This is a genomic window from Methylophilus sp. (genome assembly GCF_052437885.1).
In the GTDB taxonomy this organism is placed as follows: Bacteria; Pseudomonadota; Gammaproteobacteria; order Burkholderiales; family Methylophilaceae; genus Methylophilus.
The window spans coordinates 185462-212101 of the sequence record NZ_JBQVPB010000005.1 but is presented as its reverse complement, the minus strand read 5'-3'; the positions used below and the strand labels follow the sequence as shown (position 1 = coordinate 212101).

Here is a 26640-nt window from a genome sequence, read left to right as displayed (position 1 = left end):
GGGTGCTTACTAAAAGAGCCGGACGCATGTCCGGCTTTTTTTATTGTTCAAACCTGGTTCAAACCTGCCTGCTTCAAACATGGCCCAGCCAGGGTTAGACATGGGTTCAGCCCCCGCCCGCTCTCGCCAGATTTTGCGCAATCCGCGCTTGCTGATACTATTTCCGACACTTACCAGATTCAATCGCTTGGCCAGATTCAATCGCTTTGCCGGACTAAGGAGAACAGCTTGAGTTTTATCGATAAAAATCTGCTGTCTAATGAGGTGGTCATTTATCGCGCCAGATTACACTGGATCATCTTTTTCAATACCCTGCTCTATTTGCTGCTGAGTGTGATCGTCTGCGGTTATAACCTTGCCAGCGCCGAGCCCAGACAACTGCTGTGGTCTATCAGCGCACTGGCGCTGCTGATGGCATGCATCTCAGCCATCAGCAGCTATATCAGGCACATGACCTCAGAATTCGCCATCACCAATAAACGTGTATTGATCAAGGTAGGATTCATACAACGCCACTCGCTGGAAGTGTTGCTGCATAAAGTGGAAGGCATAGGCGTTAACCAGAGCATACTAGGCCGTGTATTCGGTTTTGGCACCATTATCGTCACCGGCACCGGCGGCACCAAAGAGACCTTCGACCAGATCGCTTCACCGCTGGAGTTCAGAAAACAAGTGCAGATGCATCTTGCCTGACCAATAAAAAAGCCCGGATCAGCCGGGCTTTTTTATTGGCTAGTATCACTCACCTATATGTAACTCGCTACGCGCGATCCTGGCGGTGTTCAGCACGGCCTGTGCATCGTCACCTATCACCGTGAAATGGCCCATTTTTCGGGCTTTGCGCGGCTCTTGCTTGCCATACAGATGCATTTTCAGGTTGCCATGTGCAAAAGCCTTATCCCAGGCCGGCTCATGCTGCTCACCACTGTAAAGCCAGCTATCACCAAGAATATTCACCATCACGGCATTGCTGTGTAAAGCCGGGCTGCCCAGCGCCTGGCCAGTGATCACGCGCACCTGCTGCTCAAACTGGTCAGTGATGCAGGCATCCACTGTGTAGTGGCCTGAGTTATGTGGCCGCGGGGCGATCTCGTTGATCAGCAATTGCTGGCCGACCACAAAAAACTCTACGCCCAACACACCGACATAATCAAGTTTAGCAGCCAGTTGTTTGGCCAGTTCCTGCGCATTGGCTTTGATCACTTCGGAGCAGCGCGCCGGGACTATGCTGACATCAAGGATGCCATTCAGGTGACTATTTTCAGCAGTCGGGAATGCAGCGATATTGCCATGCACATCACGCGCCAGTACCACGGACACTTCGAGGTCCAGGGACAACATTTTTTCCAGTACACAGACTTCCTGCTTGAAGTTGTGGAAGGCAGCCTTGGCCTCGGCCTGGTCGGCCACGCGCGCCTGGCCTTTGCCGTCGTAGCCAAAACGCGCCACTTTGAGTACGGCAGGATACAGTTCACCATCAGGTGGCAGATCGCTCTCGCTATTCACCGCCACAAATGGGCCTACCGGCAAACCGGCCTGCTGGAAAAAGGTTTTCTCCTTGATCCTGTGCTGGGCAATGGCAACGGCGTCAGCACTGGGGTGTACCACGGTGGACTGCGCCAGGGTCGCCAGGGTTTCGGCGGGCACGTTTTCAAACTCGGTTGAAATGGCCTGGCAGGTTTGTGCCATGGTTTGCAGGGCCGCGGCATCATCGAAAGCGGCACATAAGTGCACATCGGCGATGCTACCCGCCGGGCTATGTTTGTCCGGGTCGAGCACTGTGACCTTGTAACCCATCTCGTGGGCTGCGATCACAAAGAAACGGCCCAGCTGGCCGCCACCCAGCATGCCTAGCATGGCGGGAGGCTGGATCACGGCCGATCCTTTAGGTAAATTTTGACTCTGAATATTTGCTTGCGAACTCATCAACCATCCCCATCACGTTCCGGCAGCATTCCCGTGTCTGGCGACACTTTTTTTGTGCAACGCTGCCTAGAAGTCGTGTTTATTGAATAACTCTGGACTAACTCAAGGCTGCTCAGGCAATGTCATGGCATGCACTTTTTCGGCTTGCTTGTGGCGGAAATCCGCCAGCTTTTGTGCCAGAGCTGCATCCTGATTGGCCAATACCGAAATAGCGAACAGGCCGGCATTGGCAGCACCTGCATCGCCTATGGCAAAGGTGGCGACCGGGATACCTTTAGGCATCTGCACGATAGACAGCAATGAATCCTGGCCTTGCAGATGCTTGGATGGCACCGGCACGCCCAGTACCGGCAATGTGGTTTTCGCAGCCACCATGCCTGGCAGGTGTGCCGCGCCGCCAGCACCGGCGATGATCACCTGAAAACCCTGGCTGGCCGCAGATTCGGCAAACTGGAACATCAGGTCAGGCGTGCGGTGCGCAGACACCACACGCGCTTCATAAGCGACACCAAAATCTGCCAGCATCTGGGCGGCATTTCTCATCACCGGCCAATCGCTGTCAGATCCCATAATGATGGCTACCAGAGGTTTACTCATAATCACATAACCTTTTTAGTTGATTTTTTAGTGCAAAAGCAAATGTGGTCAAGGCCGCGAGGCTAGTCAGCGCATCGCTGGCCCTACCGTTTTTTATAACAGCACAAGGTTGTCCCTGTGGATCAATTCTTTTTCTTCTACATAGCCAAGGATGTTTTTGATCTCGCTACTCGGCTTGCGCATGATACGGCGTACCTCGCTGGCGTGGTAGTTGACTATGCCGCGCGCCCACTCCTTGCCGTCGGCATCGACACAGGCGACCACATCACCACGTTCAAACTGGCCTATCACTTCTACCACCCCTATAGGCAGCAGGCTTTTGCCATCCTTGCATAATACATTCACCGCGCCTGCATCGAGCACCAGTTTGCCACCCAGGCGCAAATGATCGGCCAGCCATTGTTTTTTGGCGATGATCTTCATTTTTCCCGCTTGCAGGTGGGTGCCTATCGCGGCCCCCTGGCTCAATCTCAGCAGCACTTGCGGCTCGCGGCCCGAGGCGATCACGGTATGCGCGCCGCTGCTGGCGGCCCGTTTGGCCGCCAGTATCTTGGTCAGCATGCCGCCGGTGCCTACGGCACTGCCGGCACCGCCTGCCATCGCCTCCAGGGCCGGGTTGCCTGCCATATCGGCATGTATGAATACGGCAGCCGGATCTTTACGCGGGTCGGCCGAATACAAGCCTTGCTGGTCGGTGAGTATGATCAGCGCATCGGCTTCTATCAGGTTGGCGACCAGCGCACCCAGGGTATCGTTATCGCCAAAGCGGATCTCTTCGGTGACTACGGTATCATTTTCATTGATGATAGGAATGACTTTAAGGTCTAGCAGCGTACGCAAGGTAGTGCGTGCATTCAGGTAGCGCTTACGGTCAGCCAGGTCTTCATGCGTGAGCAGCAATTGTGCAGTATGCAAGCCATGCTGGGCGAAACACTGCTCGTACATTTGCACCAGCCCCATCTGGCCTACAGCGGCGGCGGCTTGCAACTCATTGATCTCTACCGGGCGTTTTTTCCAGCCCAGGCGCTGCATGCCTTCGGCAACGGCGCCACTGGATACCAGCACCACCTGCTTGCCCTGTTTGACCAGGGCACTGATCTGCTCGGCCCAGGCGGCGATCGCAGCCCGGTCCAGACCCTGGCCATTATTGGTGACCAGGCTGGAGCCGACCTTTACCACCAGGGTCTTGCTATCTTGAATGAGGGAGACACCCATACGGAATCAATTGTGTTATTTATTGTTCTATTACAGGCTGTGATTGTACAGGCTGTGACGGTACTGCCTGCGCCTGTGCCTGGCCTGACGGCGAGACTGGCTGAGTCACTGCGGCTTCAGCTTCACGCTGCGCCCGTGCCTGATCGATATGGTCCATGATGGCATACGTCAGTTCTTTACAGCCTATGCCACTGATGGCAGAAATCGCAAACACGCGCCCTTGCCAGCCATACGCCTGCACGAACTCGGCGACTTTTTCGGCACTGTCGGGCAGCATATCGATCTTATTCAACACCAGCCAGCGCGGCTTGTCATACAGCTCCTGATCGTACTTTTTGAGCTCGTTGACGATGGCTTTGGCTTCCTGCACCGGGTCGACTGCTTCATCAAACGGCGCGATATCGACCAGATGCAGCAATAAGGAAGTACGTTGCAGATGGCGCAAGAACTGATGGCCTAAGCCGGCACCTTCTGCAGCGCCTTCGATCAGACCGGGTACATCGGCGATCACAAAGCTGCGGTTGCTATCCACGCGCACCACGCCCAGGTTAGGGTGCAGTGTGGTGAACGGGTAATCAGCGACTTTAGGTTTGGCAGCAGAGACCGAGCGTATGAATGTAGACTTGCCGGCGTTAGGCATGCCCAGCAGGCCGACGTCCGCCAGCACCTTGAGTTCCAGGTATAGTTCAAATGCCTCGCCCGGATCACCTTTGGTGCATTGGCGCGGTGAACGGTTGGTACTGGTTTTGAAATGGATATTGCCCAGGCCACCCTTGCCGCCATTGGCGATCATGACTTGCTGGCCATCGGTGTTGAGGTCGACCATAGGCTCGCCGGTGGCTTTATCACTGATGGTGGTGCCTACCGGCACACGCAGCACCATGTCATCGCCGCCTTTGCCATAGCAATCGGAGCCGCTGCCATTCTCACCGCGCTGCGCTTTGAAAGTGCGTGTATAGCGGTAATCGACTAGGGTATTGATATTGCGGTCTGCCAGCACGATCACCGAGCCGCCACGGCCACCATCACCGCCATTGGGGCCGCCCATAGGCTCGTATTTTTCGCGGCGGAATGTCGCCACGCCATTGCCACCGTCACCGGCGTAAACTTTGATAGTTGCTTCGTCAATAAACTTCATGATCAATTGGCCTTTTCAGCGCATTGTTGCGTGACACGGTGCCCAGAACCTTTATGTACTAGTGGTACATGGCTGTTTTTGCGCGCCGTGCGCCTTGCACTGCATCTTAAAATCTAAAATCGCCTGCCAGGCAAAAGCCGTTACAGGTGATCATACAAGGCACAATCTAATAACTATAAAGTAAAAAGCCCCGTCAAGCGACAGGGCTTTTTTCATACATCTGCGATTAAACCGCTTCGATGCTCACTGTGTGACGCTTTAACGCGCCTTTAACAGCAAATTTCACTTTGCCTTCAACCAGTGCGAACAGTGTGTGGTCTTTACCCATACCGACGTTTTCGCCAGCATGCATTTTTGTACCACGTTGACGCACGATGATGCTGCCAGCGTTAACTACTGTTTCACCAAAGGCTTTTACACCCAGGCGTTTGGCTTGTGAGTCGCGACCGTTACGTGAACTACCGCCTGCTTTTTTGTGTGCCATGTTTGATTCCTTACTCTAGCAATCTGCCGATTAAGCAGAAATAGTATCGATTTGAATTTCAGTATAGCTCTGACGATGACCTTGAGTCTTGCGATAGTGCTTACGACGACGCATTTTAAAGATCATCACTTTGTCGCCACGGCCATGTGATACCACAGTGGCACTGACTTTAGCACCGGCTACCAGAGGTGCGCCTATGGTGGTAGATTCACCGTTAGCAATCAACAATACTTTGTCGATCACAACAGTAGAACCAACGTCACCCACTAATTTTTCAACTTTTAATTTTTCACCAGCGGTAACTTTGTATTGCTTACCACCTGTTTTGATCACTGCGTACATAAAAATGCCTTAAACGTCGCCTTTTAAAGAACCCGCAATTATACGCAATTAATCCAGGAATGCAAATACATTTGCGTATATTTGACAGCGCATGCGGAGGGTGGCTAGCCAGCTGCCGCTGCGGCTCGCCAAGGCCTGATTATACCGTGTGTGTAAAACGCATACACACTCAATATCGCCTGCAGAAAACCATCGGCCAATAAAGAAAAGACACCGCCGGGCGCCTGGTAATCATTAATGCGATATAGCGGTGGCATTTCTATATTATTCAAGGAGCTCAATGGCTGAAAATGCGCCGCGGCGATTTGCTGGCCTGCCTGCATGACTTTGACATTGAACATATCGGTGATGGATAACTGCATGGATTGCCCGTCGCTGAGCCAGAGCAGGTAATGCCTTTTATTCAGGCGTTCAATATGACTGATGATCAACTGGGACATATAAAAAAGCTATTCTGCGGAAAAACGCTATGCTAAATACAATGGCGCTTGCCAAACAGCCTCAGTTTGGATTTAATTTACCATATCAGTTAACTGGCAACGATGACGCAAGGCCCAGATGTGAAAAAATACGAGATCATAGCCGAAGAGATCGCCAGCACCATACAACAAGGCCTGCTTAAACGCGGTGACAAACTGCCTTCCATACGCCAGATCCAGGCCCTGAAGCAGGTCAACGCTTCCACCGTTTTTCAGGCTTATTATTTACTCGAAGCACGCGGGCTACTGGTCACCCGGCCGCGCTCAGGTTATTACGTGGCCGGCCCATTGCGCAACGACCGGCTCTTGGCCCCCGCCAGCCCTGCTGCTACCGGGCTACCGACCACCTTGCAGGTCAGCGACCTGGTGTTCACCCTGCTGGACCGCATCAAAGACCCGCAGCATGTGCCGTTCGGCTCGGCGTTTCCCAGCCCGCTGCACTTTCCGCTGTCCAAACTGGCCGACCATATGGTGGCTTCGGTACGCCGCATGCAAGCGTCTGATACGGTCAGTGATATCGGGCAAGGCGATTTTGAACTGCGGCGCCAGATCGCCTTGCGCTATCAGCTGGATGGTACGCAGACGGATGCGGCAGATATCGTCGTCACCAACGGCGCACTGGAAGCGCTCAACCTGAGCCTGGCGGCGGTGACCCAGCCCGGCGATAGCGTGATCATAGAATCACCGAGCTTTTATGCTGCCTTGCAGGCGATTGAAAGAATGGGGCTGCGTGCGATAGAGGTGCCCAGCCATCCTGAATATGGTATTGATCTACTGGCACTGGAACAGGCCATCATTCAGCATAAACCCAAAGCCTGCTGGGTGATGACCAACTTCCAGAACCCGACCGGCAGCCTGATGCCGGAAGCCAGCAAACAAGCATTGGTGGCCTTGATTACGCGCCACCAACTGCCGCTGATTGAAGATGACGTCTATCGCGAATTATATTTTGGCAAGCAGCGCCCGCTGCCGGCCAAGGCGTGGGATACCGAGGGCTGGGTCATGCATTGCAGCTCGTTCTCCAAATCGCTGGCGCCGGGTTACCGCGTCGGCTGGGTTTCGGCCGGCCGCTTCACCGACCAGATCACGCGACTAAAGATCTCGACCACCCTGGCTACTTCCATCCCCGCCCAGCATGCCCTGGCGAGCTACCTGGCCAAAGGCGGCTACGATAAATACCTGCGCCAGCTCAGGCACCAGCTGATGCTGCAGCAACTGCAATATTCGCAGGCCCTGCATCAGCACTTTCCTGAACAGGTGCGCTTTAACCTGCCGCAAGGCGGCTATTTCTTCTGGCTGCAGCTGCCGCAGCAATGCGATTGCCTGCCTCTTTTCCAGCAGGCGATCGCGCATAACATCAGTCTGGCACCCGGGTGCATGTTTTCATCGCAACAGCAATATGCCAATTTCGTTAGATTCAACTACGGCCATCCATTGAATGCGCATAGCCTGCAGGCGATCCAGACCCTGGGCAAGCTGATTTCACAGACATCCATCTAAAACTGATATGGTTTTTTAATTAAAAACTGAATCTGTTTTAACTGGCCTGAACAGCCTATAGTGCGCTGGTCTTCAGTCGTGTTCGAGTGTCATCATGCAAGCCTCGCGTAGCAAAACCGTGATTCCTATCGTGGCCGCCCCGGTCACTGAAAAAACCATCTCGCTGTACCAGAAAACACCCAAGGTCTACCCGCGTAGTGTGAGCGGCTACTTTAAAAACTGGCGCTGGCTGATGATATGGCTCACGCAGATCGTGTTTTATGGTTTGCCCTGGCTGCAATATGGCGAACGCCAGGCGTTTTTGCTGGATATCAACGCGCAACGCTTTTACCTGTTTGGCATGGTGATCTTTCCGCAGGACCTGTTTTACCTGGCACTGCTGCTGATCGTGTGTGCGCTGGGCCTGTTTTTGTTCACCGCGGTCGCTGGCCGTTTGTGGTGTGGCTTCTCGTGCCCGCAATCGGTATATACAGAAATATTCTTATGGATGGAACGCCGCATTGAAGGCGACCGCATGGCGAGACAGAAGCTGGATGCGCAGCCGTGGGGGGTGAGAAAAGCAGGCATCAAACTGGGCAAGCATAGCGTCTGGCTGGGATTCGCCATGCTGACCGGGCTGTCTTTTGTCGGCTATTTCACACCCATACGCGAGCTGTCGCCGGCCTTGCTTCAATTCGAGCTCAGTGGCTGGGAGTGGTTCTGGTTCGGCTTTTACAGTCTGGCCACTTATGGCAATGCCGGTTTTTTACGCGAGCAGGTGTGCAAGCATATGTGCCCGTATGCCCGCTTTCAGAGTGCCATGTTTGATAATCACACCCTGATAGTCGCTTATGACAGCACACGCGGCGAGCCGCGTGGCGGCCGCAGCAAAGGCCAGGACTACCAGGCGCAGGGCCTGGGTTCTTGCATAGACTGCAATATCTGCGTGCAGGTATGCCCGGTGGGCATAGATATCCGCCAGGGCCTGCAATATGAATGCATCAGCTGCGGCCTGTGCATAGATGCCTGTGATGAGGTGATGGACAAGATGCAATATCCGCGCGGGCTTATCCGTTTTTCAGCAGGCGGCAACACCAGCGAACATGGCCTGTTAAGCCATATGCTGCGCCCCAGGGTATTGATCTATAGCGCACTGTTTGCGCTGATATTCGGCTGGATGGCCTACAGCATGCTGCATAAACCAGCCTTCAAGGTCGACATCATGCGTGACCGCAATATCATGTACCGCGAGACTGATAGAGGCGTGGAGAACCTTTACCAGCTGCACCTGCTGAATGCCACCGAACAGCCGCAGCACTATCGCATACGCGCCAGCGGCATGGCAGATATCAGTATAGAAAGTGAACAGTCACTCACGGTAGGCGCGACTGAAGAAGCATTGGTGCCACTGAGCCTTGCCGTGCCGCATTCGGACAAGACCGGCAGCCAGCGTATCCGCATAGAGGTGACCGCCCAGCCCTCCGGCGAGACGGTAAACACTGACACTACCTTTTATCTGCCCAAATAAGTACTGGGCCTGGATAGACCATAGTCCTGGTTGAACCCTAGTTCTAGTTAAACCTTAGTTCTAGTTAAACCATAGCTTTGATTAAACCCAGGCCGGGATTCCGACTACCCCTTGACCTGTGTCACCTGGGCTGGCGAGCTTCAAGGCGCCAGATCCAGCACACGGGTCTTTTTTTGCGGCAACACTTTCAGCAGTAATTTGTAGGTCTCCAGCTCGAACGTGAGCGTGGTTGTTTGCGCGCGCAAGGCTTGCAGGTCGTCGTCATTATCAGCGACGCCCACATAGACCCAGTGCTCGAACACATGGATCTGGCGCAGGTCATTCTCCAGGTTATATTCTTCTATGCCTATCTTGCCGGGGTAAGGCCATAGACTGAGTTTATGCGCGATCAGCGCCTGTTGCAGGCGCAGGCTGTGACTCTCGGGCGACTCCTGACCACAACACACGCCCTTGCAACGTTTAAGCTGAAAAGCAGCACAGGGGCCGCCAGCACTGGCTTCCAGGCCGAGCAGCCTGAGGCATAGCTGGCTTCTTTCGGCGATCTTGCGCAGGGCTTCGGTCGCCTGCTGCCGGGTTTTAAACGTGCCGAACAGACGCCCCATCTGGCTGGGGTTTATATCACCGGCTGCCACCAGGCTGACCTGCGGTTGTGACAGCGGGTCCAGCCGCCAGCTGAACAATTGGCGTTCACGTGTAAGCTGGCGGTTATACAAGGGTTTTTGCTGCTTGAGCAGGCGCGTTTCCAGCAACAAGGCACTCAGATCGCCGGCGGCGGGTATCCACTCAAAGCGCCTGACCTCCTGCACCAGACGCTGCTCTCTGGCCGTGGCCTTGCCGCCACTGAAATGTGCCAGCACGCGGGCGCGCACATTGCTGCCTTTGCCTATGTATAGCGGCACATCCTGCTCGCCATAAAACTGGTAGACGCCTGGCGTTTCCGGCAACTCGCCGATCAGGCCGGCATCGATATGGGCAGGCAAAACCGGCGCTGCCATGAGCTTTTGCGCGGCAGACTGCACCACCGCATCACCCAGCTCCTGCCTGGCATCATCCAGCATGCGCAACACCGCCTCCACATCGCCCATGGCGCGGTGCCTGGCTATGCCTTCTATCTTGTGGCGCGCCACAATGGCATCTATGCCATGGCTGAAATGTTGCGGGTATAACAGGCGGGAAAGTTTAACCGTGCACAACACTTTTTGCTGCAGGGTGATGCCCAGGCGCTTGAACTCGGTTTTAAGAAAACCATGATCAAAGCGCACATTATGCGCAGCCAGCACCGTGCCATCGAGGAAAGCCAGCAACTGGCCGGCCACTTCAGAAAACACCGGCGCATGTGCGACCATGGCATTGTTGATTCCGGTCAGGGACTGAATAAATGGCGGAATGTCCATTTGCGGATTGACCAGTGTCTGCCAGCGGGCAGTTTCTACACCGCCATCAAAACGTACCAGTGCGATCTCGGTGATGCGGTCTTTTAACGGGGTGGCGCCAGTGGTTTCAAGATCAAGAAAAGTGATGGAGGGCAGCATAAATTTAAAGGCTAGATTGACTGCACATTCTGTCATGTGCACCAGACTATTCTAACGTAGTTAAGCCCATTCTTCTGATCGGATCAGGACTAAATTTATCAAGCGCAGTCAAGCACTTATTACACCTTAACTTCTCTTTAATCAGGTAAAGGCGCTTGTAACCGATTGCATACATTTCTAAGTGAAACTACTATAGACAGTTGTCTGGATTGATGCTGTAATCACCTAATTCTATTTATGACAATTATAATTACATAACATGCCGAATTTATACCTGGAAAATCAACTCTGTTTTTCACTTTACTCCGCTACACACGCACTGCTACGTTCTTATAAGCCGGATCTTGATAAACTCAATCTGACCTATCCGCAGTATCTGGTGCTGGTGGCTTTGTGGCAATTCAAGCAGCTTTCTATCAAAGAGATCGCCGAAAAATTGCTGTTGGAACCAGCCACCATCACGCCGGTGGTCAAACGCCTGGAAGTTAAAAAACTGACTACCCGCACCCGCCAGAAAAGTGACGAGCGCGTGGTGATAGTGACACTGACCGAAGAAGGCAAGAATTTGCGCAGTAAATTGTCAGAGGTTCAAAAACGGGTCGCCTGTGACACCGGCCTCTCAGATGGGGCTTTCCAGACCCTGAACAGCACCCTGAGCGAGCTGACCAAGAACGTCAGCGCCAAGCTGGCTGACTAGTCGCTGGCCTGCTCATTAAAACCGGGCTTGCTGGCCAGTGGTGCGTCGCAGATAAGTAAGACCGCCTGCGGCATACAAAAAGGCAATGACTGTGAGGTCATTGCCTTTTTTAATGGGCGCCAGACCCAGGTTATCAGGCGTTTTTCAGCTGGCGCATAAAGGCTTCAAATGAGCCTTTGGTCGCTTGCAAGGCATGCAGCTTGCTCACTGATTCTGCCAGAGAGTCGCTCATCATTTCCAGCGCATCTTCATCCAGACGCAAACTCATGGCGCCTATCTCCAGTTCTACTGTGTGATGTGTTTCGCAATAATGCACACGAAAGCCGGCCTGGCCGGATAACAAAATCTTCTTACACATGGAATGCTCGCTCATGATGGTTCTTCATTCAATTGGGTTAATGAGTGACTGGCCTTGGCTGGCAACGCAGATTGTTCGTGCTCATTGACCAGCAGCGTCCATTGCACACACATGCGGCGCGAAACACGACAGACCAGGTCCGAATCTGCATACTCGGGGGCAGTCAGGGTTTCAGCCAGCCGCAGTGCCTGCTTGGCCAGTTCGTAGGTTGGTTTTTTGATATATAACGTGGCTATGTAAAGCAAAGAGGCCATGACAGACTCAGCATCAGGCAATGCCGGGTCGTAGCGCATGGTGTTGAGTGTGACTGCTTGCATGATCACCCTTTCAAACGCTCATTTCTATCTCGGTTTGCATCACTATCCTGGCGGCGGCTTTACGCAACATCTCGTTCATCACAATAAAGCTGCCGGCCTCGAACTTGAGGGTGGTGCCACCGACTTCGACTTCAACCATATCCGAAGATTTATGATAAAGCACTTTACAAGCCGTTTTCCCTGCCAGCATGGTCTTGCCTACTACAGTTTGATGCCTCATCATGGATCTCCTATTCGTTAAACGACAAGTAAATGATAATTATTATCATTTAGGAAGTCAACCATTATATTTGCGTCTTTATCGCAGGTATCACAGCAAGGGTATAGGAGTTACCCGGCCTGGGTTTAACTCTAGGCCGGGGTTGCAGCAAAGGAGTGACTTATCGGTGCTTGAGCAGGAAAGTGGTGGCCTGGTCGCTGGGCATGGGCTTGCTCAGCAGATAACCCTGGATCTCGTCGCAGCCATGCGACAGTAAAAAGGCTTTTTGTTCGGCGGTCTCTACGCCTTCGGCTATGGTTTTCAAGCCCAGGCTGCGCGCCAGATGGATGATGGCGATGACGATGGCTTTGTCTTCGTCATCGGTAGAAATATCGCGCACGAACGACTGGTCTATCTTCAGCCTGCCGACCTTGAATTTCTTCAGGTAACTCAGCGAAGAATAGCCGGTGCCAAAATCGTCTATAGACATACGTATGCCCAGCTTGTCCAGCGTATCCATCATATTCACGGCGCCTTCCGGGTTCTCCAGGGCCACACCTTCTGTCAGCTCAAGCTCCAGAAACTGCGGCGCCACATCGTAACGCTGCAGTATCTCCTGTATCAGCGCCGGCAAACCGGGGTTGCGGAACTGGACACTGGATAGATTGACCGACACACACATCGCGTCTATGCCGGCCTGCTGCCATTGTCTGACCTGCTGCACCGCCTGCTCAAGTACCCAGCTGCCTATAGAAATGATCAGGCCACTGGATTCTGCCAGCGGGATGAATTCGGCCGGCGAGACCGCCCCCAGGGTAGGATGCTGCCAGCGCAACAGCGCTTCAACGCCGACCAGCTTGTGCGTGGCCAGGTCCATTTGCGGCTGGTAATACACGGCCAATTGCCCCAGCGCAATGGCTTGCCGCAAGGCATTCACCAGTTGCAGATGCCGCGCTGTCTGGATCTGCATCTGGTTACTGAAGAAGCGATAGCCATTGCGGCTCTCTTTTTTGGTGCGATACATGGCGACATCGGCGTTGCGTTGCAGGCTTTCCATATCCAGCCCATCCTCAGGATAGATGGCGATGCCGACCGAGGCCGTGATCGTCAGCTGGTATTGATCTATCACCAGCGGCTGCTCTATGGCCTTGAGTAATCGCTCAACGATCTCCTGGGCGACATCATGCCCGGCACCCGCCAGCAGAAACACGAACTCATCACCGCCCAGCCGGCAGATGGTGTCTTCAGGCCGCACCAGGCTTTGAAAGCGCTTGGTCAGCTCTACCAGCAGGCTGTCGCCATATCTATGCCCCAGGCTGTCATTCACGTCTTTGAAGTGGTCCAGGTCGAGGAACATCAGCGCGAACTGGCCATCTTGTGCCCAGGCTCGTTCTATCTCTACCGTGACACGTTCTGTGAGCAGATTGCGGTTAGGCAGGCCGGTCAGCGCATCATAATTCGCCAGATACTGTATGCGCTGTTCAGCCTCTTTGCGCAAAGTGATATCACGCAAAAAGGCACTGTAATAGCGCTCGCCACTGCGCTCTATCTCGATAATGGTCAATTCCACCGGGAACTCCGAGCCATCGTCACGCATGGCGGCGATCTCGATCGAGCGGCCCAGCAGCCTGGATTCACCCGAGCGCTGCAGCCGCTGCAGACCCTTGTTGTGCGCGTCTCTATAAGCAGGCGGCACAATCACCTCGCCCAGACTCCTGCCGACCACGGCCACCCGTTTGTGGCCGAAGATACGTTCGGCGGCCAGGTTCCATTCGATAATAAAGCCGGCGGTGTCCATATTGATAATGGCGTCCAGCGCGTTCTCCATCACCAGCTGCGCTCTCTGTTCACTGGCCAGCAGGCTTTTCTGATAGCGGGTGCGTTCCTGCTGCACCGCAAAACGGTCCAGCGCGAAATCGATATTGGCGACCATATCTATCAATAAGCGCTGGGTGTCAGGGTCGAATGCCTGCTCTTCCGAGGTATACAGTGACAGGCAGGCCACTACCCTGGCTTCGCAATGCAAAGGCAGGAAAGCCGCCGCTTTCCAGGAAAACTCAGAGGCTGAGGCATGCCATAGCGCGGCGACCGGGTTAGTCTGGAAATCCTGCACCCAGTAAGGCTGATCGTTGGCGATCGCCAGCCCGCACGGGCCTCTGCCGTTTGGTGTGTGCGGATCTGCAGAAATGGTGATCTTGCTGAGGTATTCAAGCCCGCTGCCAAACGCGGCGGCGACCTTGACCTGTTTTGATTCTGGCAGCACCTCGCCTACCCAGGCCAGTTTAGCGTGACCAAAATCAACGATGATACGGCAGATCTTTTCAAACAGAGTCTGCCTATCATGGCTTTGCACTATCGCCTGGTTGCACTGGCTGAGCGCCAGATACAACTGCGTCAATTGCTGATGGTGCTTGACAGTCTGCGACGTACTCATGACATCACTCCACTACACGCATACCTCTACACACTGCTAAAGCCTGTGCAGGGGGATGCCGTTTTTATCTGCCTGTATATAGGTCAGCGCATGCTGGCTAGCCTGCTACGCCACTTTGCCATCATATTGAATAACTTACAAACATGAGTGCAAATATAATCAACGACCTCACTATTGTATGAGACAGCCTGATATGCAAAGCGTTGAAAAAGTGGATAAATCTGTGGTGATTGTGTGATTGCTGCCGCAACCGGGTCGGCCATTGAGAAACTGCCTGCACCAGCTACCACTGGAAAGCGTCGCTCGCTCAGCTGGTTTCCAGCTCAGCAGCTGCGGCCCAGTAGATCTGTCCGCTGTCCAGCAGTTTGGCCTGATACATGGCCTTATCAGCGGTTGAAAGCAACTGCTCTATGCTGTCACCCTCGCGGCAGATGGCCAGCCCGATAGACGCCCCCAGCCGGCACTCCGACGCCTGTATCATAAACGCCTGCTCAAACACCATCAGGCATTTGTTGGCGACCATTTCTACTGAAGCATTCGGCTGCCCTTGCAGATCGGACAGCACGATGACGAACTCGTCACCGCCCACCCTGGCCAGGGTATCACTGCCGCGTATCACTTTGCCCAGCCGGCGTGAGACTTCTATCAGCGCCAGGTCGCCCGCCTCGTGCCCCAGCTGGTCGTTGATGGCCTTGAAACCATCCAGGTCCAGGTAGAGGATGGCGGTACTGGTCTGTTTGACTTTGGCGATCTCCATGGCCTGCAGCATACGCACTGCCAGCAGTTTACGGTTAGGCAGGCCGGTCAGGATATCGTGATGCGCGACATGGTTGAGCTCCAGGTTCTGCGCCGAGATCTTCTGGTAAGCCTCTTTCAAGGACCCTATCAGGTCCTCATTCTCAAAGCTGATGCGCTGGGCCTGCCGTAAAGACTGATTGAATCTGTAGGTGACACCTATCATCAACAAATAGAAGATCACGCTGAACACCGCCATCACGGCATTGGGCACACTGTTGCCGGTGGCAAAGATCACCACGGTAGGCAGCATGGCCGGCAGGCTAAAGGCAAAAAAAGCCGGAATGCAGGAAGCCATGGTCACCACACCCCCCATCACCATGGCCTGGATGGCGGTGATGACGATGATGACTGTCATCGGCGGTGCATCGGTGATCAAAAAGCCCAGCGTGCCCCACGCCAGCCCGGATAAGGCGATGGTCAGGCAATACTGGAAAGCCAGCCGCGAATTGAAACCCTGTTTGGCCAGTTTGTTTTTGCAGCGGTATGTCAGCCACCAGCGAAAGGCGATCACCACATAGACCAGCAAGGTCCAGGCAAAAAACAGATCGCGGTCAGCAGAATCCAGCTGCGAGATGCTGATCAGCAGACCACCCAGGGCACTGCCTATCAATGGGATATGGGCGCTAGCCATCAGCCGATGAAACAACGCTTCGTCAATACGCCCGTCTAAACTCATCGAATCTCTTCACCCTGAAATGATTGCCGAGGCAATTTAATAGCATCAATATATCGGGGCCATGCTAATACAAGCATGCAAAAATAACCAGTTCCCCATCAGGGGTTTTCAATTCATTACAATCGCGCTGGCCCTGCACCATCGCACAGGCCCAGCTGGCACATCACCAGCCCGGCAGCGTTCAATGCACTGCCGTGCTCAAAACACTCAGGCAGGCTTGACGGCGACCGCGTTGATCAATGTTTCCTTGCGTTCCTGAGGCACGGAGAATCCCAGCCATTCCAGCATGCCGCAATCGGGACGGCTCCACCACAAGAATGGCAGCGAGATACGCTCAGGCGGCAGCGAAAAGCCGGCGTTGCGTATGATGGCGGCATATTCATCTGCCGTGCGCTGCACTTCCATCGGGTGGCGGAACAGCAAGCGTATCTGCAGGGTCTCGATGTAATACTTGGTCGATTCAGCAAACACCAGCAGACCGTTAGGTTTCAGTATGCGGAAAAACTCCTGCATGGCGGCTTCCTGCTCGACGATATGGTGAAAAGTCTGGTGGCAGAAGATCATATCTACCTGGTTATCTGCGATCTCGTGCATAGCGGCCGCATTGGCATGGCACAAGCGCACCGGCGTCGAGCAACGCTCGGCAGCAGCCCCGGCCCTGGCCTGGATATCAGGGTCGGCATCCACCCCTATCAGCAAGGTGGGCGAGAAACGCCGGCTCAGACTTTCAAACGCGTGGCCAAAACCGCAGCCTATGTCGAGTATGGTCTCAAACTGCGTTTTCTCGGGCGGGATAAAACGCTGCACATCATTGAGGGCCCGTTCCAGTACGCGGATCTTCCACATATCGGTGTTGAGGAACCAGTCGCCAAAACGGGACTCTTTGACGAAAGGAAAAAGTTGCGTTGTCATTTTAATTTAACCACTGTCCCTTTTAATGCGACACCTGACATCAGTGCACCGCTACCGCACATATATTCTGTATCACTCACTGTTTCAATATCTTTATAGTTGCTCTTGATACGAACGACCGCGTTACCGCCCTCTTTTCTGGCGCGCTCCTGCAATTCGAGCAGCGCACTTAAAAAAGTCCATTCACAGGCCACCTGGTCAGTCTTGTTAAAGCCGTTGGTTTTCTTGTTGGTTTTCCATTCGCCAAACTCTTTTTCGATTGCAGCAGTTTTTTGATTGCCAAACTGCAGGCTGATAGACGGGTCCAGCTTGCCTTTGGCTTGGTCGCTGGCCAGCGCATCGGCGATTGGATACATTTTGCGGTCATCTCTGGCTTGCGCATGCGAGACCAGGATGAGTGAAGCTATACATAACAACATCGCGACCTTAGGTTTTTTCATTTTTATGACCTTTGATGAATAACAGTAAGAAATCAAGCATGGTATCGCTGGAGGATAATGCTCACGTTGGTACCGCCAAATCCAAAGCTGTTGGACATGGCACATTCTATCGAGTGATCCCTATTCTGCTCGACCACAGGCAGGCCGGCCGCTGCCGCATCCAGGCGGGAAACGTGCTGGCAGCCGGCAACAAAGCCGTCTTGCATCATGGAAATCACATAAATCAGTTCGTGAGCGGCCGAGGCGCCTATCGGGTGCCCGGACAGCCCTTTGGTCGATGAGATCATGGGTATGCGCGGCGCAAACACCTGCCTGATCGCCTGCAGCTCGCTGACATCCCCCAGCGGCGTCGAGGTGGCGTGGGCGTTGATATAATCCACAGCCACGCTGGCGGCTCCACTGGCCTGGTGTTCAGCCAGCGCCAGTTTCATGGCCCTGGCTGCACCCTCTGGCGAAGGCGTCACCATATCCGCCAGGCCATCGGATGAGGCCCCAAAGCCGGTCAGCTCGGCATAGATCCTCGCACCTCTGGCTTGCGCATGCTCCAGCGACTCCAAAATCAGCATGCCGGCCCCGCCCGCAAAAACGAATCCATCGCGGCTTTCGTCAAAAGGGCGTGAAGCCGTCTGGTCGGGGAACTGCGTCGTCAATGCACCCATGGCATCAAACATTGCCGCACTGGTCCAGTTGGCTTCTTCGGCGCCCCCCACCAGCATGACATCCTGCTTGCCGAACTGTATCAGCTGGCTGCCATAACCTATGCAGTGTGCCGAGGTGGCACAGGCAGAGGTCATGCCGCAACTCAAGCCTTGTATACCGAAGGCGGTCGCCAGGTTGGCAGACACGGTACTGCCCATCACGCGTGGCACCACATAGGGCAACACCTTGTGCAGGCCGTGTTGCTGTAGCAACTGTGTCCCCAGGTGATGCTCGAACGGCGAACCTACACCAGAGCCGGTCACCAGGCCGGTGCGCTCAGAAGTCAGCTGGGCAGGCGTCAGGCCGCTATCGGCGATCGCCTGCCGCGCGGCATGGTATGCATACAGCGAGGCATCGCCCATAAAGCGGCGCAACTTGCGCGGCACCTCTGGCAAGCCGCTGATCTCCGGCTTGCCGGAGACGACGCTGCGCATGCCATGTGCGGCATACTCGGCGTCATAACGGATGCCGGAGCGGCCAGCGCGCAAGGCAGACGTGACTTCGGCAAGACTATTACCCAGACAGGAGGTGATACCGACACCGGTGATGACAACACGACGCATGTTTACAGCTTGCTGAGTTCCTGATCTATGCTGTTTTTCAGTATGCCTACCCATTTGTTATAAAAAGGGTGGATATACGCCTGATCGTACTTGGTCTCATACTTCATGTTCACACTGTCTTTATACAGAATGGAATAGGCAGTGGCATCATAGGTGATCTCGATACGTACCGTGTGTTTTTGGCGCACTTCCAGCGTGGCTTGTATCTTGCCTTCAGTGGCAGAAGTCACTTTCCAGTCATTTTTTTCGGCGGCAGTGGTCACTGCCTGTTTCACCTGGGCCAGGCTCAGAGTCTTGCCACTGGCCGGCTTAATGGCTTCTTTCTCTATGGTTTCAACTGGCACGGTATTGCGGGCATGCGCCTGCATGGGCAACATGGCGACCAGTAACAATGACATAACGATGGGCAACAATCTTTTCATTTTTTTCTCCTTTTTAAAAATAATCAACCAGTGAACTTCTTGAAAATAAGCGAGGTATTGATCCCGCCGAACGCGAAGTTATTACTCATGAAATACTCGATATCCAGCGTTCTCCCGGCACCTGTCACATAATCCAGCATGGCGCAGGCCGGGTCAGGCTGCGCCAGGTTGATGCTGGGCGCAAACCATTGCCGCCTGAGCATTTCTATCCCCCACCAGGCCTCTATGGCGCCACACGCACCCAGGGTATGCCCGAGGTAGCTTTTCATGGAGCTGATAGGCACCTGGCGGCCCAATACTTTTTCCGTGGCGTGGCTTTCGGCCACATCGCCTCTATCGGTGGCGGTGCCGTGGGCACTGACATAGCCTATGGCTGAGGCAGGCAAGGCGGCGTCATCCAGCGCCTGCTGCATGGCCACCGCCATGGTTTCCATTTCTGGCTGCGTGATATGGGTGCCATCGGCGTTACAGCCAAAACCGACGATCTCGGCATAGATGGTGGCGCCGCGCGCCTGGGCATGTTCCAGCTCTTCCAGCACCAGCGTCGCCGCACCCTCGCCTACTACCAGACCATCCCGTTCACGGTCGAACGGACGCGGCGTGAGCGCCGGGGAGTCGTTGCGGGTGCTGGTTGCAAACAGCGTATCAAACACCGCCGAAGCAGGTGCTGACATCTCCTCTGCTCCGCCTGCCACCATCATCTTCTGGCGGCCATATTTGATCGCTTCATAGGCATAACCTATGCCCTGGCTACCTGAGGTACAGGCGCTGGAGGTGGGGATGATGCGGCCTTTGAGGCCGAAAAACAGGCCGATATTGACCGCCGCCGTATGCGGCATCATGTGGATATAACTGGTGGAGGTGACATTCTGCATATCGCCTTTTTCCAGCATGGCGGCGAACACTTTCACCGGCTCTACACTGCCTGACGATGAACCATAGGCGATACCCATGCTGCCATTCTGTATCTCGTCGCTATTCAGCAGCCCGGCTTGTGCCAGTGCCGTTTCTGTCGCTGTCACCGACAGCAGCGCCACCCGGCCCATAGAGCGGGTCATCTTGCGCGAGAAATGACTGGGCACGCTAAAGTCATCGATAGGCGCAGCGATACGCGTGTTCAGTGCGCCTATATAATCCCACTCCGGCATCTGTCTGACCGCATTCTGCCCGGCGCGCAGCCGCTGCTCGATCTGTTCCCACTGCGAGCCCAGTGCCGTGACCCCGCCCATGCCGGTGATAACAACGCGTTTCATTACACCATCCCGCCATTCACGCTGAGTACCTGCCGGGTCATATAGGCTGCATCATCCGACAGCAGGAACGCCACCGCGGCGGCGACTTCCCTGGTATTGCCCATGCGGCCCAGAGGGATCATTTTCAGCATCTCGTCCAGATGTTCCAGCTGCCCTGTCATATCGGTCTCTATCAAGCCGGGGGCGACACAGTTGACGGTGATCCTGCGGCTGGCGAGTTCGACAGCCAGGGCTTTGGTCGCGCCTATCAGGCCGGATTTGGCGGCGCTGTAATTGACCTGGCCACGGTTACCCATGATGCCGGACACAGAAGCCAGGGTGACGATACGCCCGCCCTGTTTCATCCTCACCATGGGCATCACCAGCGGCTGCACCACATTAAAAAAACCGTTCAATCCGGTATCTATCACCTGATCCCAGTCCTGGTCAGTCAGGGCAGGGAAAGCGCCATCGCGCGTGATACCGGCATTGCAGACCACGCCATAATAAGCACCATGGGCGGCGACATCCTCTTCCAGCACTTGTTTCACATGCGCACGGTCGCAGATATCGAAGGTGAGTGCATGCGGCTTGCCCGCCTGAGCCTGGCCATTAATGGCTGCGACCTCGCCGGTAACCGCTGCCAGTGCATCGCTGGCGCTCCTGCCATGCAAAGTCACTGCGAACCCGTCGCGCGCAAGCCGCAACGCGATCTCCCGGCCTATGCCCCGGCTAGAGCCTGTTACCAATACCCGTCTGCCACTCATGCCCCGGCCCCTTGTAAAAATTGTTGAAAATCGTCTGGTTCAAATACTTTCAGTGTGGCGCTGGCAAGCAGCCCTGGCGTCTCGCCTGCCTGCTGTTCAGCGCGCTGATCCTGCTGCCCCGCATGGGCAAGGGCGGGATCAGCTGGCTCGCTGATAGTGCAATCACTGATAGTGCAGTCATAAGCAGCCAGGCCGCTTTCATCGCGGAATATCATGGTCGCATGTATACGCAATTGCCGGTTGCCGATAAACGCCGGCACATTGGCCAGATAACGCCGCGAACCCAGTAACACGCCCTGCTTGGGCGCTTGCTGTTGCAGGCGTTTATTCAATGCCACATGGCAGCCTATCGCCTGCGCCATCAGTTCTATGCCTATCCAGGCCGGCATATTGCCATCGCCATCTGCATACCAGGCTTGTGTTTGCGGGGTATACAGCATGGTCACGGACTCGGCATCAAACTTCTCCACCTGGTCTATCAGCAGCATAGGTGGCCTGTGCATCAGCAATTCGGATACATCAGGCAATGCCTGTATCGCAGAGGTATTCATAGCCCGGCCCCGAGGATGACGCTGGCATTACTGCCGCCAAAGGCGAAGGAGTTACTCATGCAAATGCGTGGCGCCTCTGTGTCGGCACCGGTGGCGGCAGTCACCAGGTTCAAGGCTGGTATTTCAGCATCGGCCTGGCCATCCCAATGATGCACAGGCAGTCTGCCCGCCTCTATGGCCAAGGCACAAATGGCGATCTCGGTGGCACCGGCTGCGCCCAGCGTGTGCCCGGTGTATGGCTTGGTACCGCTGCAGGCCACGCCCGCGCTAAAGATCTCGGCGACTGCCAGGCTTTCCATGGCGTCATTCTTGGGGGTGGCGGTGGCATGCAGATTCAGGTACCAGATATCACGGGCAGACAAGCCTGCATCCTGCAAGGCATATTGCATGGCCTGCTTGGCGCCGGTGCCCTCAGGGTGCGGCGAGGAAATATGCCAGGCATCACTGCTTTCGCCTATGCCGAGCAGCTGGAAAGCAGAGGCGTTGCGGCTGAGGACGAACACCGCTGCCCCCTCGCCGATATTGATGCCCGAGCGGTTGCTGCTCATAGGGTTACATAAGCTGGACGAGATGGATTCCAGCGCATGGAAGCCGTTGAATGTCAGGTGGCATAGCGAATCTACGCCGCCAACAATGACGGCATCACATAACTGGTGGCGTATCAGATTGCGTGCCGACTGGAATGCTTTGGCGCTGGAAGTGCATGCGGTGGAAACCGTATAAGCCAGCGCGGTCAGGCCGAAATATTCAGACAGAAAACGCGAAGGCGAGCCGAACTCGTGCTGGGCATAATCATAAGCTGCCGGCAGTTCACCGCTTTCAGCCAGCACCCGCAATGCCTGTTCGGTCTCTGCGATGCCCGAGGTGCTGGTACCCAGTACCACGCCTACTCTATGGCTGCCATACTGCGCGATCGCTGCTTCTATATCAGCCTGTATCTGCAAGGCTGCCGCCAGCAATAACTGATTATTGCGGCTGTTGAACCGGCGCAGATGCGCGGGGATGTCCGGCAGCTGACCTTGCGCGCGCCCGACCGGGATGCTGCGCTGCGGTATCCAGCCGGTTTCTTCCACCATGCCGGAGGTATCAGCCTGCCACAAGGCGGAGGCCACAGACTCGCGGCCAGACCCTAGCGCATTGACTAGTCCGGGATTAGATAAATAGAGTGGGGCTTGCTGCATCGGGATCGTTACTTTTATGGTTGGTTATTCTAGTGTCTCAATGTCCATCTGCATACCCAGTGCAGGAAAGCGGACGATCAACTTCTGATAAGGATTATCCTCAAATTGGAACTTAACATCAATTATCACATTACCATTTAATAATATTTCTCGCTGCATGGGGCTGTCGTGCAGTTCAGCATTTCTGCTTAATCCTTCGCGTACCTGGCTGGCTGGCCAGCGCGTCACCTGCAATAAAGCCAGCAACCATCTGGCATCCCAGTGCTTACCCTGCTGTTCGACCTGGATAGCGCCTTCATTCGGCATATTGATATTGGCCAGCGTCTGCCCCAACGGCGACAACATCACCATACGCACGCCTGCAGCATCTACCTCGGTACTGGTGAGCAGGGTCTCCTGCGTCTGTTTCATGGTCACCGTGACTTTCTGCTGCCCGGCAAAAGGGCTCACCTGGGTCGTCGCTTGCAAACAATACTGCACATTGTCCGGCAAGGCAGTACAGCGTGGCGAAGAGGGTCTGCTGCAGGCGGCCAACAGCAGGCAGGCAGCCAGTATCAACCATTGTTTAAGCATGTGCAGCCTCCGGCAATCGCGTGCCCAGCAAGCTGAGCGGGGCACAAATGACACTGACGCCTATGCCTATCAGCAGGGTGGCGCCAAAGCCGGACAGTGCAGGCATATGGCTTAACGACAGCAGCCCGAAAGAAAGCAAAGTGGTGGCGGCCGAAAGCAGCACACCCACCAGGGCCGAAGGCTGGCTCCAGCCGCCTTCATACAAGAATATCGCGTAATTCACGCCCACCCCCAACACCAGCATCAGCGCCATCATATTAAACAAGGTGAATATGATACCCAGATAACCGAGCACGCCTATGGTGACGAAAATGGCCAGCAGTGGCGGCAACAGCATCAGCAATGCGCGGCGCCAGCGGTAGCGTATGCCCAGCAGCAGCAGGATCAGGGCAAACGCCCCCAGCAGCCAGAAAGCGCTCCATTGCCGGTACTGTGCCAGCAGCTGGCTGACACTGGCCGGCTTATCCACCAGCACCACCCCGGCCAGGTCGCGGGTGGCCAGTTGCAAGGCTGGCATATCCTGACTGCGCTGCAATTGCACGATGGCAGCATAGCCCTGCCCTTGCTGGCCCAGCCATAAATGCTGCACCGGCAAAGAAGCCGGTGACTGCAGCCAGTCTGCAACCGTCAGCGGCGGTGCCGGCGCAGTCACCGCTTGCAGCCAGTCGCTGATCACTTCATCGCGCAGGCCTGCTTCGGACATGATATGTGCCAGCTGTTGCTGTTGCGCTTTCACCCGCGATTGCAGTAACTGCTGATGTTCAAGCTGGCTACGGCTGGAAGGCACCATGCTGGCGATACTCTGGTAGCCGGATAACTGCCGCTGGCTGACAAACTGGTCCAGCACCGTTTGCAGTTGCTCTGCATGCTGCAATACCTGCTCAGGCGTGTCGCCTTGCACCAGAAAGAAAGCGGTCTCGGTCTCCAGCCCCACCAGTTGCCTGACTTTTTGTTCCTGCTGCTGCAGATCCTGCGATCTATGCACCAGGATACGGATATCGTCGTTGGCCTGTATCATGCGCCAGCCAGGAATCATCAGCACAGCCAGCACCAGCAATGCGCCCAGCATCTTTTTAGCGTTCAGCCGGTTTAACAGGCGTGGCAAGGCCTGCTGCAACTGCACAAAATAAGCCGGGGTCGCGATATTATGTGGCCGCGATAGAAATACCGGCAGCAGCAGCAAGACGCTGGCCCAGGTCGCCACCAGCCCGACCATGGCGAACATGGCGATCTGCGACAACGCCGGGAAAGGCGCGCCCGCCAGCGCGGCATAGCCTAGCAGACTGGTCAGCAAAGCCATGGTCAATGCCGAGCTGATCTTGCGCACCCCTGAACGTGCCTGCCACTGCGCACCGGCAGCCATGCGCGCAGAAAAGAACTGTATGCTGTAATCAAAGGCTTCGCCTATCAGGCTGGCGCCAAACACCAGCGTGATCAGATGTATCTTGCCGTAGACCAGCAAGATCACCACCAGCGCCGTCAATATGCCCCAGGCCACGCTGGCCAGGCCTAGCAGCAAGGGGCGCACGGTGCGATACACCACCAGCATCAGCAGCAGGATACCGGTCAATGACACCACCCCTATCATATCGACTTCGGCACGGGTGCTGGCTTGTGCATCGCTGGCATAGAACACCGCGCCGGCCTTGAGCAGCTCAGCACCCGGTAATTGCTGCTGCAATGCGTGCTCTGCCTGCTGCAACGCCGCCAGGGTCTGTTCCTGGATAGTGGCATCATATGAAGAACCTTTGAGCAGGATACTCACCAGCACCCAGCTGCGCGAGTTGCCGTCTGCCATCGCCTCCTGCGTGGTCAGTACGCCATCATTGATCACCAGCTTGCCTGGATTCAACATGCTTTGCGCCAGCCAGCGGTCACCCAGGCCGAACGGGTCTTGCGCCAGCGGCACTGTCATGCCGAATGACAACGGGCTCATCAGCTTTTGCTGTAGCTGCGTCTGCCAATCCAGCTGGTCTTGCCGCAGGGCTTGCGCATCGGCATGCGCCAGCAGGCTGCTGCGATGGGCAAGGTAATCCTGCTGGATCTTCTGTATATCAAACGCTGGCACTTCGATATCCACGCGCTGAAAAACACCGGCCTGCTGCAATTGCCTGGCGTAGTCACGCGCGGCAGCCAGCAGTCGTGCGTCATCTGGCGGCTGGTCTCTGCCTGACTGGACTCTGCTTGACTGGGGCACAGGCGCGCCTATCAGCACGAATACCCGGTTGCCTATCAGTTGCGACAAATGCTGCACGGCAGTTTCAGCCACCGCATTACGTTCCGTCTTGGGCAGCAGGTCCAGCAGGTTGGTCTCTATGGGCAGCCCTTGCCTGAAGTCATGCACACTGCAGACGCGCAACGCCCCTGCCAGCACCAGCGCCGCAAACAGCAGCCACAGCCATAAGCGCTGTTTTAATGACTTATGCATGCCTGGCTTCATGTGCGATCACTCAATGGCATCTGCATATCACGCACGCGCATCACTGGCCTGAACCAGCTGCGTCAGCATTGGGTGATCCGGCCGCTGGCCGATTGAAGAAGCGGATGTCGGTACGGTCGCCATTGGCTTCGTCTATATGCACCGCCTCTACCGTCTGCTTGCCGCTCAGCACGATCTCTGTCATCGCTTTGCGCAAATAAGCCGCTTTTGGCGTTAAATGCATCTCCCATTTCTGCATGGAGCCGGCTGCCGTCAGCGTAAAGTGCTGAGCCAGCAGCGCCTGGTCGGCGCTTAAAATGGCTTTAAAGATATTGCTGATCTGCGCGATGGCAGGCGAATCTTCTGCTTTTCGCTCACGGCGTTCGCCGGCAGCATTGGTTTCAATGATAGCCTGGCCGTTAAACTCATAGCGCACCCGGTAAGGCGAGGTCAGCTGCCAGATGACGCCGTCAGTCCTGTTATAGAGTAGCTCGCCTTTCATCACCAGCGGTTTTTTAAGCGCCGCCATCTGCTTGGTCTGGATAAAATCCACCTGCAAGCTGGTCTGTTTGGCCAGTTGCTGGCTGATCTGCTGTAACAAAGCTTCCGAGGGCTCGGCAGCCACGGCAGGCATCAGCCACATGGCCAGGCATAACATCACGCTTAAACGACTCATTTGCTT

28 protein-coding genes are annotated in these 26640 nt (G+C 55.3%); 4 read left to right on the top strand and 24 right to left on the bottom strand.

From position 1 onward, the window contains the following. Positions 1-228 precede the first annotated feature (228 nt). A complete protein-coding gene (locus tag ACT6RZ_RS07590; protein ID WP_444701521.1) occupies positions 229-693 on the top strand; it encodes a PH domain-containing protein in 465 nt (154 codons plus the stop codon). 45 nt (positions 694-738) lie between these two features. Here the strand turns inward: ACT6RZ_RS07590 and ACT6RZ_RS07585 are convergent, their stop codons facing one another. The 7 genes from ACT6RZ_RS07585 to ACT6RZ_RS07555 form a co-directional block, all read right to left on the bottom strand. Continuing rightward, positions 739-1926 (bottom strand): 5-(carboxyamino)imidazole ribonucleotide synthase, encoded by a 1188-nt coding sequence (locus ACT6RZ_RS07585; RefSeq protein WP_444701520.1) that lies wholly within the window; start codon positions 1924-1926, stop codon positions 739-741. Between the two features lie 102 nt (positions 1927-2028). Further along, positions 2029-2523, bottom strand: coding sequence for a 5-(carboxyamino)imidazole ribonucleotide mutase (purE, locus tag ACT6RZ_RS07580; RefSeq protein ID WP_444701519.1), 495 nt, complete (start codon positions 2521-2523; stop codon positions 2029-2031). Positions 2524-2616: 93 nt separating this feature from the next. Further along, positions 2617-3738: a glutamate 5-kinase gene (proB, locus tag ACT6RZ_RS07575; protein ID WP_444701518.1), complete on the bottom strand. Its 1122-nt coding sequence runs from the start codon at positions 3736-3738 to the stop codon at positions 2617-2619. Between the two features lie 19 nt (positions 3739-3757). Continuing rightward, the gene (gene cgtA / locus ACT6RZ_RS07570) at positions 3758-4876 is read right to left on the bottom strand and encodes an Obg family GTPase CgtA (protein WP_444701517.1); all 1119 of its coding nucleotides are present in this window, start codon (positions 4874-4876) and stop codon (positions 3758-3760) included. A 226-nt stretch (positions 4877-5102) separates the two neighbouring features. Then, a complete protein-coding gene (gene rpmA, locus ACT6RZ_RS07565; RefSeq protein WP_306389109.1) occupies positions 5103-5360 on the bottom strand; it encodes a 50S ribosomal protein L27 in 258 nt (85 codons plus the stop codon). A 30-nt stretch (positions 5361-5390) separates the two neighbouring features. Next, positions 5391-5702 carry a 50S ribosomal protein L21 gene (gene rplU / locus ACT6RZ_RS07560; RefSeq protein WP_442584534.1) on the bottom strand — a complete coding sequence of 104 codons (312 nt, stop codon included), beginning with the start codon at positions 5700-5702 and terminating at the stop codon, positions 5391-5393. 104 nt (positions 5703-5806) lie between these two features. Further along, positions 5807-6142 (bottom strand): hypothetical protein, encoded by a 336-nt coding sequence (locus ACT6RZ_RS07555; protein WP_444701516.1) that lies wholly within the window; start codon positions 6140-6142, stop codon positions 5807-5809. A 120-nt stretch (positions 6143-6262) separates the two neighbouring features. On the opposite strand from ACT6RZ_RS07555, the gene ACT6RZ_RS07550 reads away from it, so the two are divergent. Together ACT6RZ_RS07550 and ccoG are read left to right on the top strand one after the other, a co-directional pair. Beyond that, a complete protein-coding gene (locus tag ACT6RZ_RS07550; protein ID WP_444701550.1) occupies positions 6263-7681 on the top strand; it encodes an aminotransferase-like domain-containing protein in 1419 nt (472 codons plus the stop codon). Positions 7682-7775: 94 nt separating this feature from the next. Next, positions 7776-9188 (top strand): cytochrome c oxidase accessory protein CcoG, encoded by a 1413-nt coding sequence (gene ccoG, locus ACT6RZ_RS07545; protein ID WP_444701515.1) that lies wholly within the window; start codon positions 7776-7778, stop codon positions 9186-9188. 140 nt (positions 9189-9328) lie between these two features. Here the strand turns inward: ccoG and ACT6RZ_RS07540 are convergent, their stop codons facing one another. Next, positions 9329-10720: an exonuclease domain-containing protein gene (locus ACT6RZ_RS07540; RefSeq protein WP_444701514.1), complete on the bottom strand. Its 1392-nt coding sequence runs from the start codon at positions 10718-10720 to the stop codon at positions 9329-9331. Positions 10721-10979: 259 nt separating this feature from the next. On the opposite strand from ACT6RZ_RS07540, the gene ACT6RZ_RS07535 reads away from it, so the two are divergent. Beyond that, on the top strand, positions 10980-11417 hold the full coding sequence (locus ACT6RZ_RS07535; protein ID WP_444701513.1) for a MarR family winged helix-turn-helix transcriptional regulator: 438 nt from the start codon (positions 10980-10982) through the stop codon (positions 11415-11417). 133 nt (positions 11418-11550) lie between these two features. Here the strand turns inward: ACT6RZ_RS07535 and ACT6RZ_RS07530 are convergent, their stop codons facing one another. From ACT6RZ_RS07530 to ACT6RZ_RS07455, 16 genes are all read right to left on the bottom strand, one after another. Further along, on the bottom strand, positions 11551-11775 hold the full coding sequence (locus ACT6RZ_RS07530) for a hypothetical protein (protein WP_444701512.1): 225 nt from the start codon (positions 11773-11775) through the stop codon (positions 11551-11553). A gap of 11 nt (positions 11776-11786) precedes the next feature. Beyond that, the gene (locus tag ACT6RZ_RS07525) at positions 11787-12092 is read right to left on the bottom strand and encodes a hypothetical protein (protein WP_444701511.1); all 306 of its coding nucleotides are present in this window, start codon (positions 12090-12092) and stop codon (positions 11787-11789) included. Between the two features lie 10 nt (positions 12093-12102). Then, positions 12103-12315, bottom strand: coding sequence for a hypothetical protein (locus tag ACT6RZ_RS07520; RefSeq protein WP_379056797.1), 213 nt, complete (start codon positions 12313-12315; stop codon positions 12103-12105). Positions 12316-12472: 157 nt separating this feature from the next. Then, complete coding sequence (locus ACT6RZ_RS07515) at positions 12473-14725, bottom strand: putative bifunctional diguanylate cyclase/phosphodiesterase (RefSeq protein WP_444701510.1); 2253 nt, start codon at positions 14723-14725, stop codon at positions 12473-12475. A 307-nt stretch (positions 14726-15032) separates the two neighbouring features. After that, positions 15033-16199 (bottom strand): diguanylate cyclase domain-containing protein, encoded by a 1167-nt coding sequence (locus ACT6RZ_RS07510; RefSeq protein WP_444701509.1) that lies wholly within the window; start codon positions 16197-16199, stop codon positions 15033-15035. A gap of 207 nt (positions 16200-16406) precedes the next feature. After that, entirely contained in the window at positions 16407-17111 is a 705-nt protein-coding gene (locus tag ACT6RZ_RS07505; protein WP_444701508.1) for a class I SAM-dependent methyltransferase, read from the bottom strand. Next, complete coding sequence (locus tag ACT6RZ_RS07500; RefSeq protein WP_444701507.1) at positions 17108-17551, bottom strand: excinuclease ABC subunit A; 444 nt, start codon at positions 17549-17551, stop codon at positions 17108-17110. Before ACT6RZ_RS07500 ends, ACT6RZ_RS07505 begins: the two co-directional genes overlap by 4 nt. 32 nt (positions 17552-17583) lie before the next feature. Continuing rightward, positions 17584-18813 carry a beta-ketoacyl synthase N-terminal-like domain-containing protein gene (locus tag ACT6RZ_RS07495; protein ID WP_444701506.1) on the bottom strand — a complete coding sequence of 410 codons (1230 nt, stop codon included), beginning with the start codon at positions 18811-18813 and terminating at the stop codon, positions 17584-17586. 2 nt (positions 18814-18815) lie between these two features. Next, the gene (locus ACT6RZ_RS07490; protein WP_444701505.1) at positions 18816-19235 is read right to left on the bottom strand and encodes a hypothetical protein; all 420 of its coding nucleotides are present in this window, start codon (positions 19233-19235) and stop codon (positions 18816-18818) included. Between the two features lie 23 nt (positions 19236-19258). Next, entirely contained in the window at positions 19259-20488 is a 1230-nt protein-coding gene (locus ACT6RZ_RS07485) for a beta-ketoacyl-ACP synthase (protein ID WP_444701504.1), read from the bottom strand. After that, positions 20488-21234, bottom strand: coding sequence for a 3-ketoacyl-ACP reductase FabG2 (locus ACT6RZ_RS07480; protein WP_444701503.1), 747 nt, complete (start codon positions 21232-21234; stop codon positions 20488-20490). The genes ACT6RZ_RS07485 and ACT6RZ_RS07480 overlap by 1 nt, the downstream gene beginning before the upstream one ends. Beyond that, positions 21231-21785 carry an ApeP family dehydratase gene (locus ACT6RZ_RS07475; protein WP_444701502.1) on the bottom strand — a complete coding sequence of 185 codons (555 nt, stop codon included), beginning with the start codon at positions 21783-21785 and terminating at the stop codon, positions 21231-21233. Before ACT6RZ_RS07475 ends, ACT6RZ_RS07480 begins: the two co-directional genes overlap by 4 nt. Then, complete coding sequence (locus ACT6RZ_RS07470) at positions 21782-22966, bottom strand: beta-ketoacyl-[acyl-carrier-protein] synthase family protein (protein ID WP_444701501.1); 1185 nt, start codon at positions 22964-22966, stop codon at positions 21782-21784. Before ACT6RZ_RS07470 ends, ACT6RZ_RS07475 begins: the two co-directional genes overlap by 4 nt. A 24-nt stretch (positions 22967-22990) precedes the next feature. Then, positions 22991-23539, bottom strand: a complete 549-nt coding sequence (locus ACT6RZ_RS07465) for a DUF3261 domain-containing protein (protein WP_444701500.1) — start codon at positions 23537-23539, stop codon at positions 22991-22993. Then, a complete protein-coding gene (locus ACT6RZ_RS07460; protein WP_444701499.1) occupies positions 23532-25967 on the bottom strand; it encodes an MMPL family transporter in 2436 nt (811 codons plus the stop codon). The genes ACT6RZ_RS07465 and ACT6RZ_RS07460 overlap by 8 nt, the downstream gene beginning before the upstream one ends. A gap of 52 nt (positions 25968-26019) precedes the next feature. After that, a complete protein-coding gene (locus ACT6RZ_RS07455; RefSeq protein WP_444701498.1) occupies positions 26020-26634 on the bottom strand; it encodes a LolA family protein in 615 nt (204 codons plus the stop codon). Between the last annotated feature and the right edge of the window lie 6 nt (positions 26635-26640).

Bases quoted from the DNA above. Each gene is read 5' to 3' on its own strand.
- ACT6RZ_RS07585 (WP_444701520.1), bottom strand. From the start codon at position 1,926: ATGAGTTCGCAAGCAAATATTCAGAGTCAAAATTTACCTAAAGGATCG.
- purE (WP_444701519.1), bottom strand. From the start codon at position 2,523: ATGAGTAAACCTCTGGTAGCCATCATTATGGGATCTGACAGCGATTGG.
- proB (WP_444701518.1), bottom strand. From the start codon at position 3,738: ATGGGTGTCTCCCTCATTCAAGATAGCAAGACCCTGGTGGTAAAGGTC.
- cgtA (WP_444701517.1), bottom strand. From the start codon at position 4,876: ATGAAGTTTATTGACGAAGCAACTATCAAAGTTTACGCCGGTGACGGT.
- rpmA (WP_306389109.1), bottom strand. From the start codon at position 5,360: ATGGCACACAAAAAAGCAGGCGGTAGTTCACGTAACGGTCGCGACTCA.
- rplU (WP_442584534.1), bottom strand. From the start codon at position 5,702: ATGTACGCAGTGATCAAAACAGGTGGTAAGCAATACAAAGTTACCGCT.
- ACT6RZ_RS07555 (WP_444701516.1), bottom strand. From the start codon at position 6,142: ATGTCCCAGTTGATCATCAGTCATATTGAACGCCTGAATAAAAGGCAT.
- ccoG (WP_444701515.1), top strand. From the start codon at position 7,776: ATGCAAGCCTCGCGTAGCAAAACCGTGATTCCTATCGTGGCCGCCCCG.
- ACT6RZ_RS07540 (WP_444701514.1), bottom strand. From the start codon at position 10,720: ATGCTGCCCTCCATCACTTTTCTTGATCTTGAAACCACTGGCGCCACC.
- ACT6RZ_RS07535 (WP_444701513.1), top strand. From the start codon at position 10,980: ATGCCGAATTTATACCTGGAAAATCAACTCTGTTTTTCACTTTACTCC.
- ACT6RZ_RS07530 (WP_444701512.1), bottom strand. From the start codon at position 11,775: ATGTGTAAGAAGATTTTGTTATCCGGCCAGGCCGGCTTTCGTGTGCAT.
- ACT6RZ_RS07525 (WP_444701511.1), bottom strand. From the start codon at position 12,092: ATGCAAGCAGTCACACTCAACACCATGCGCTACGACCCGGCATTGCCT.
- ACT6RZ_RS07520 (WP_379056797.1), bottom strand. From the start codon at position 12,315: ATGATGAGGCATCAAACTGTAGTAGGCAAGACCATGCTGGCAGGGAAA.
- ACT6RZ_RS07515 (WP_444701510.1), bottom strand. From the start codon at position 14,725: ATGAGTACGTCGCAGACTGTCAAGCACCATCAGCAATTGACGCAGTTG.
- ACT6RZ_RS07510 (WP_444701509.1), bottom strand. From the start codon at position 16,199: ATGAGTTTAGACGGGCGTATTGACGAAGCGTTGTTTCATCGGCTGATG.
- ACT6RZ_RS07505 (WP_444701508.1), bottom strand. From the start codon at position 17,111: ATGACAACGCAACTTTTTCCTTTCGTCAAAGAGTCCCGTTTTGGCGAC.
- ACT6RZ_RS07500 (WP_444701507.1), bottom strand. From the start codon at position 17,551: ATGAAAAAACCTAAGGTCGCGATGTTGTTATGTATAGCTTCACTCATC.
- ACT6RZ_RS07495 (WP_444701506.1), bottom strand. From the start codon at position 18,813: ATGCGTCGTGTTGTCATCACCGGTGTCGGTATCACCTCCTGTCTGGGT.
- ACT6RZ_RS07490 (WP_444701505.1), bottom strand. From the start codon at position 19,235: ATGAAAAGATTGTTGCCCATCGTTATGTCATTGTTACTGGTCGCCATG.
- ACT6RZ_RS07485 (WP_444701504.1), bottom strand. From the start codon at position 20,488: ATGAAACGCGTTGTTATCACCGGCATGGGCGGGGTCACGGCACTGGGC.
- ACT6RZ_RS07480 (WP_444701503.1), bottom strand. From the start codon at position 21,234: ATGAGTGGCAGACGGGTATTGGTAACAGGCTCTAGCCGGGGCATAGGC.
- ACT6RZ_RS07475 (WP_444701502.1), bottom strand. From the start codon at position 21,785: ATGAATACCTCTGCGATACAGGCATTGCCTGATGTATCCGAATTGCTG.
- ACT6RZ_RS07470 (WP_444701501.1), bottom strand. From the start codon at position 22,966: ATGCAGCAAGCCCCACTCTATTTATCTAATCCCGGACTAGTCAATGCG.
- ACT6RZ_RS07465 (WP_444701500.1), bottom strand. From the start codon at position 23,539: ATGCTTAAACAATGGTTGATACTGGCTGCCTGCCTGCTGTTGGCCGCC.
- ACT6RZ_RS07460 (WP_444701499.1), bottom strand. From the start codon at position 25,967: ATGCATAAGTCATTAAAACAGCGCTTATGGCTGTGGCTGCTGTTTGCG.
- ACT6RZ_RS07455 (WP_444701498.1), bottom strand. From the start codon at position 26,634: ATGAGTCGTTTAAGCGTGATGTTATGCCTGGCCATGTGGCTGATGCCT.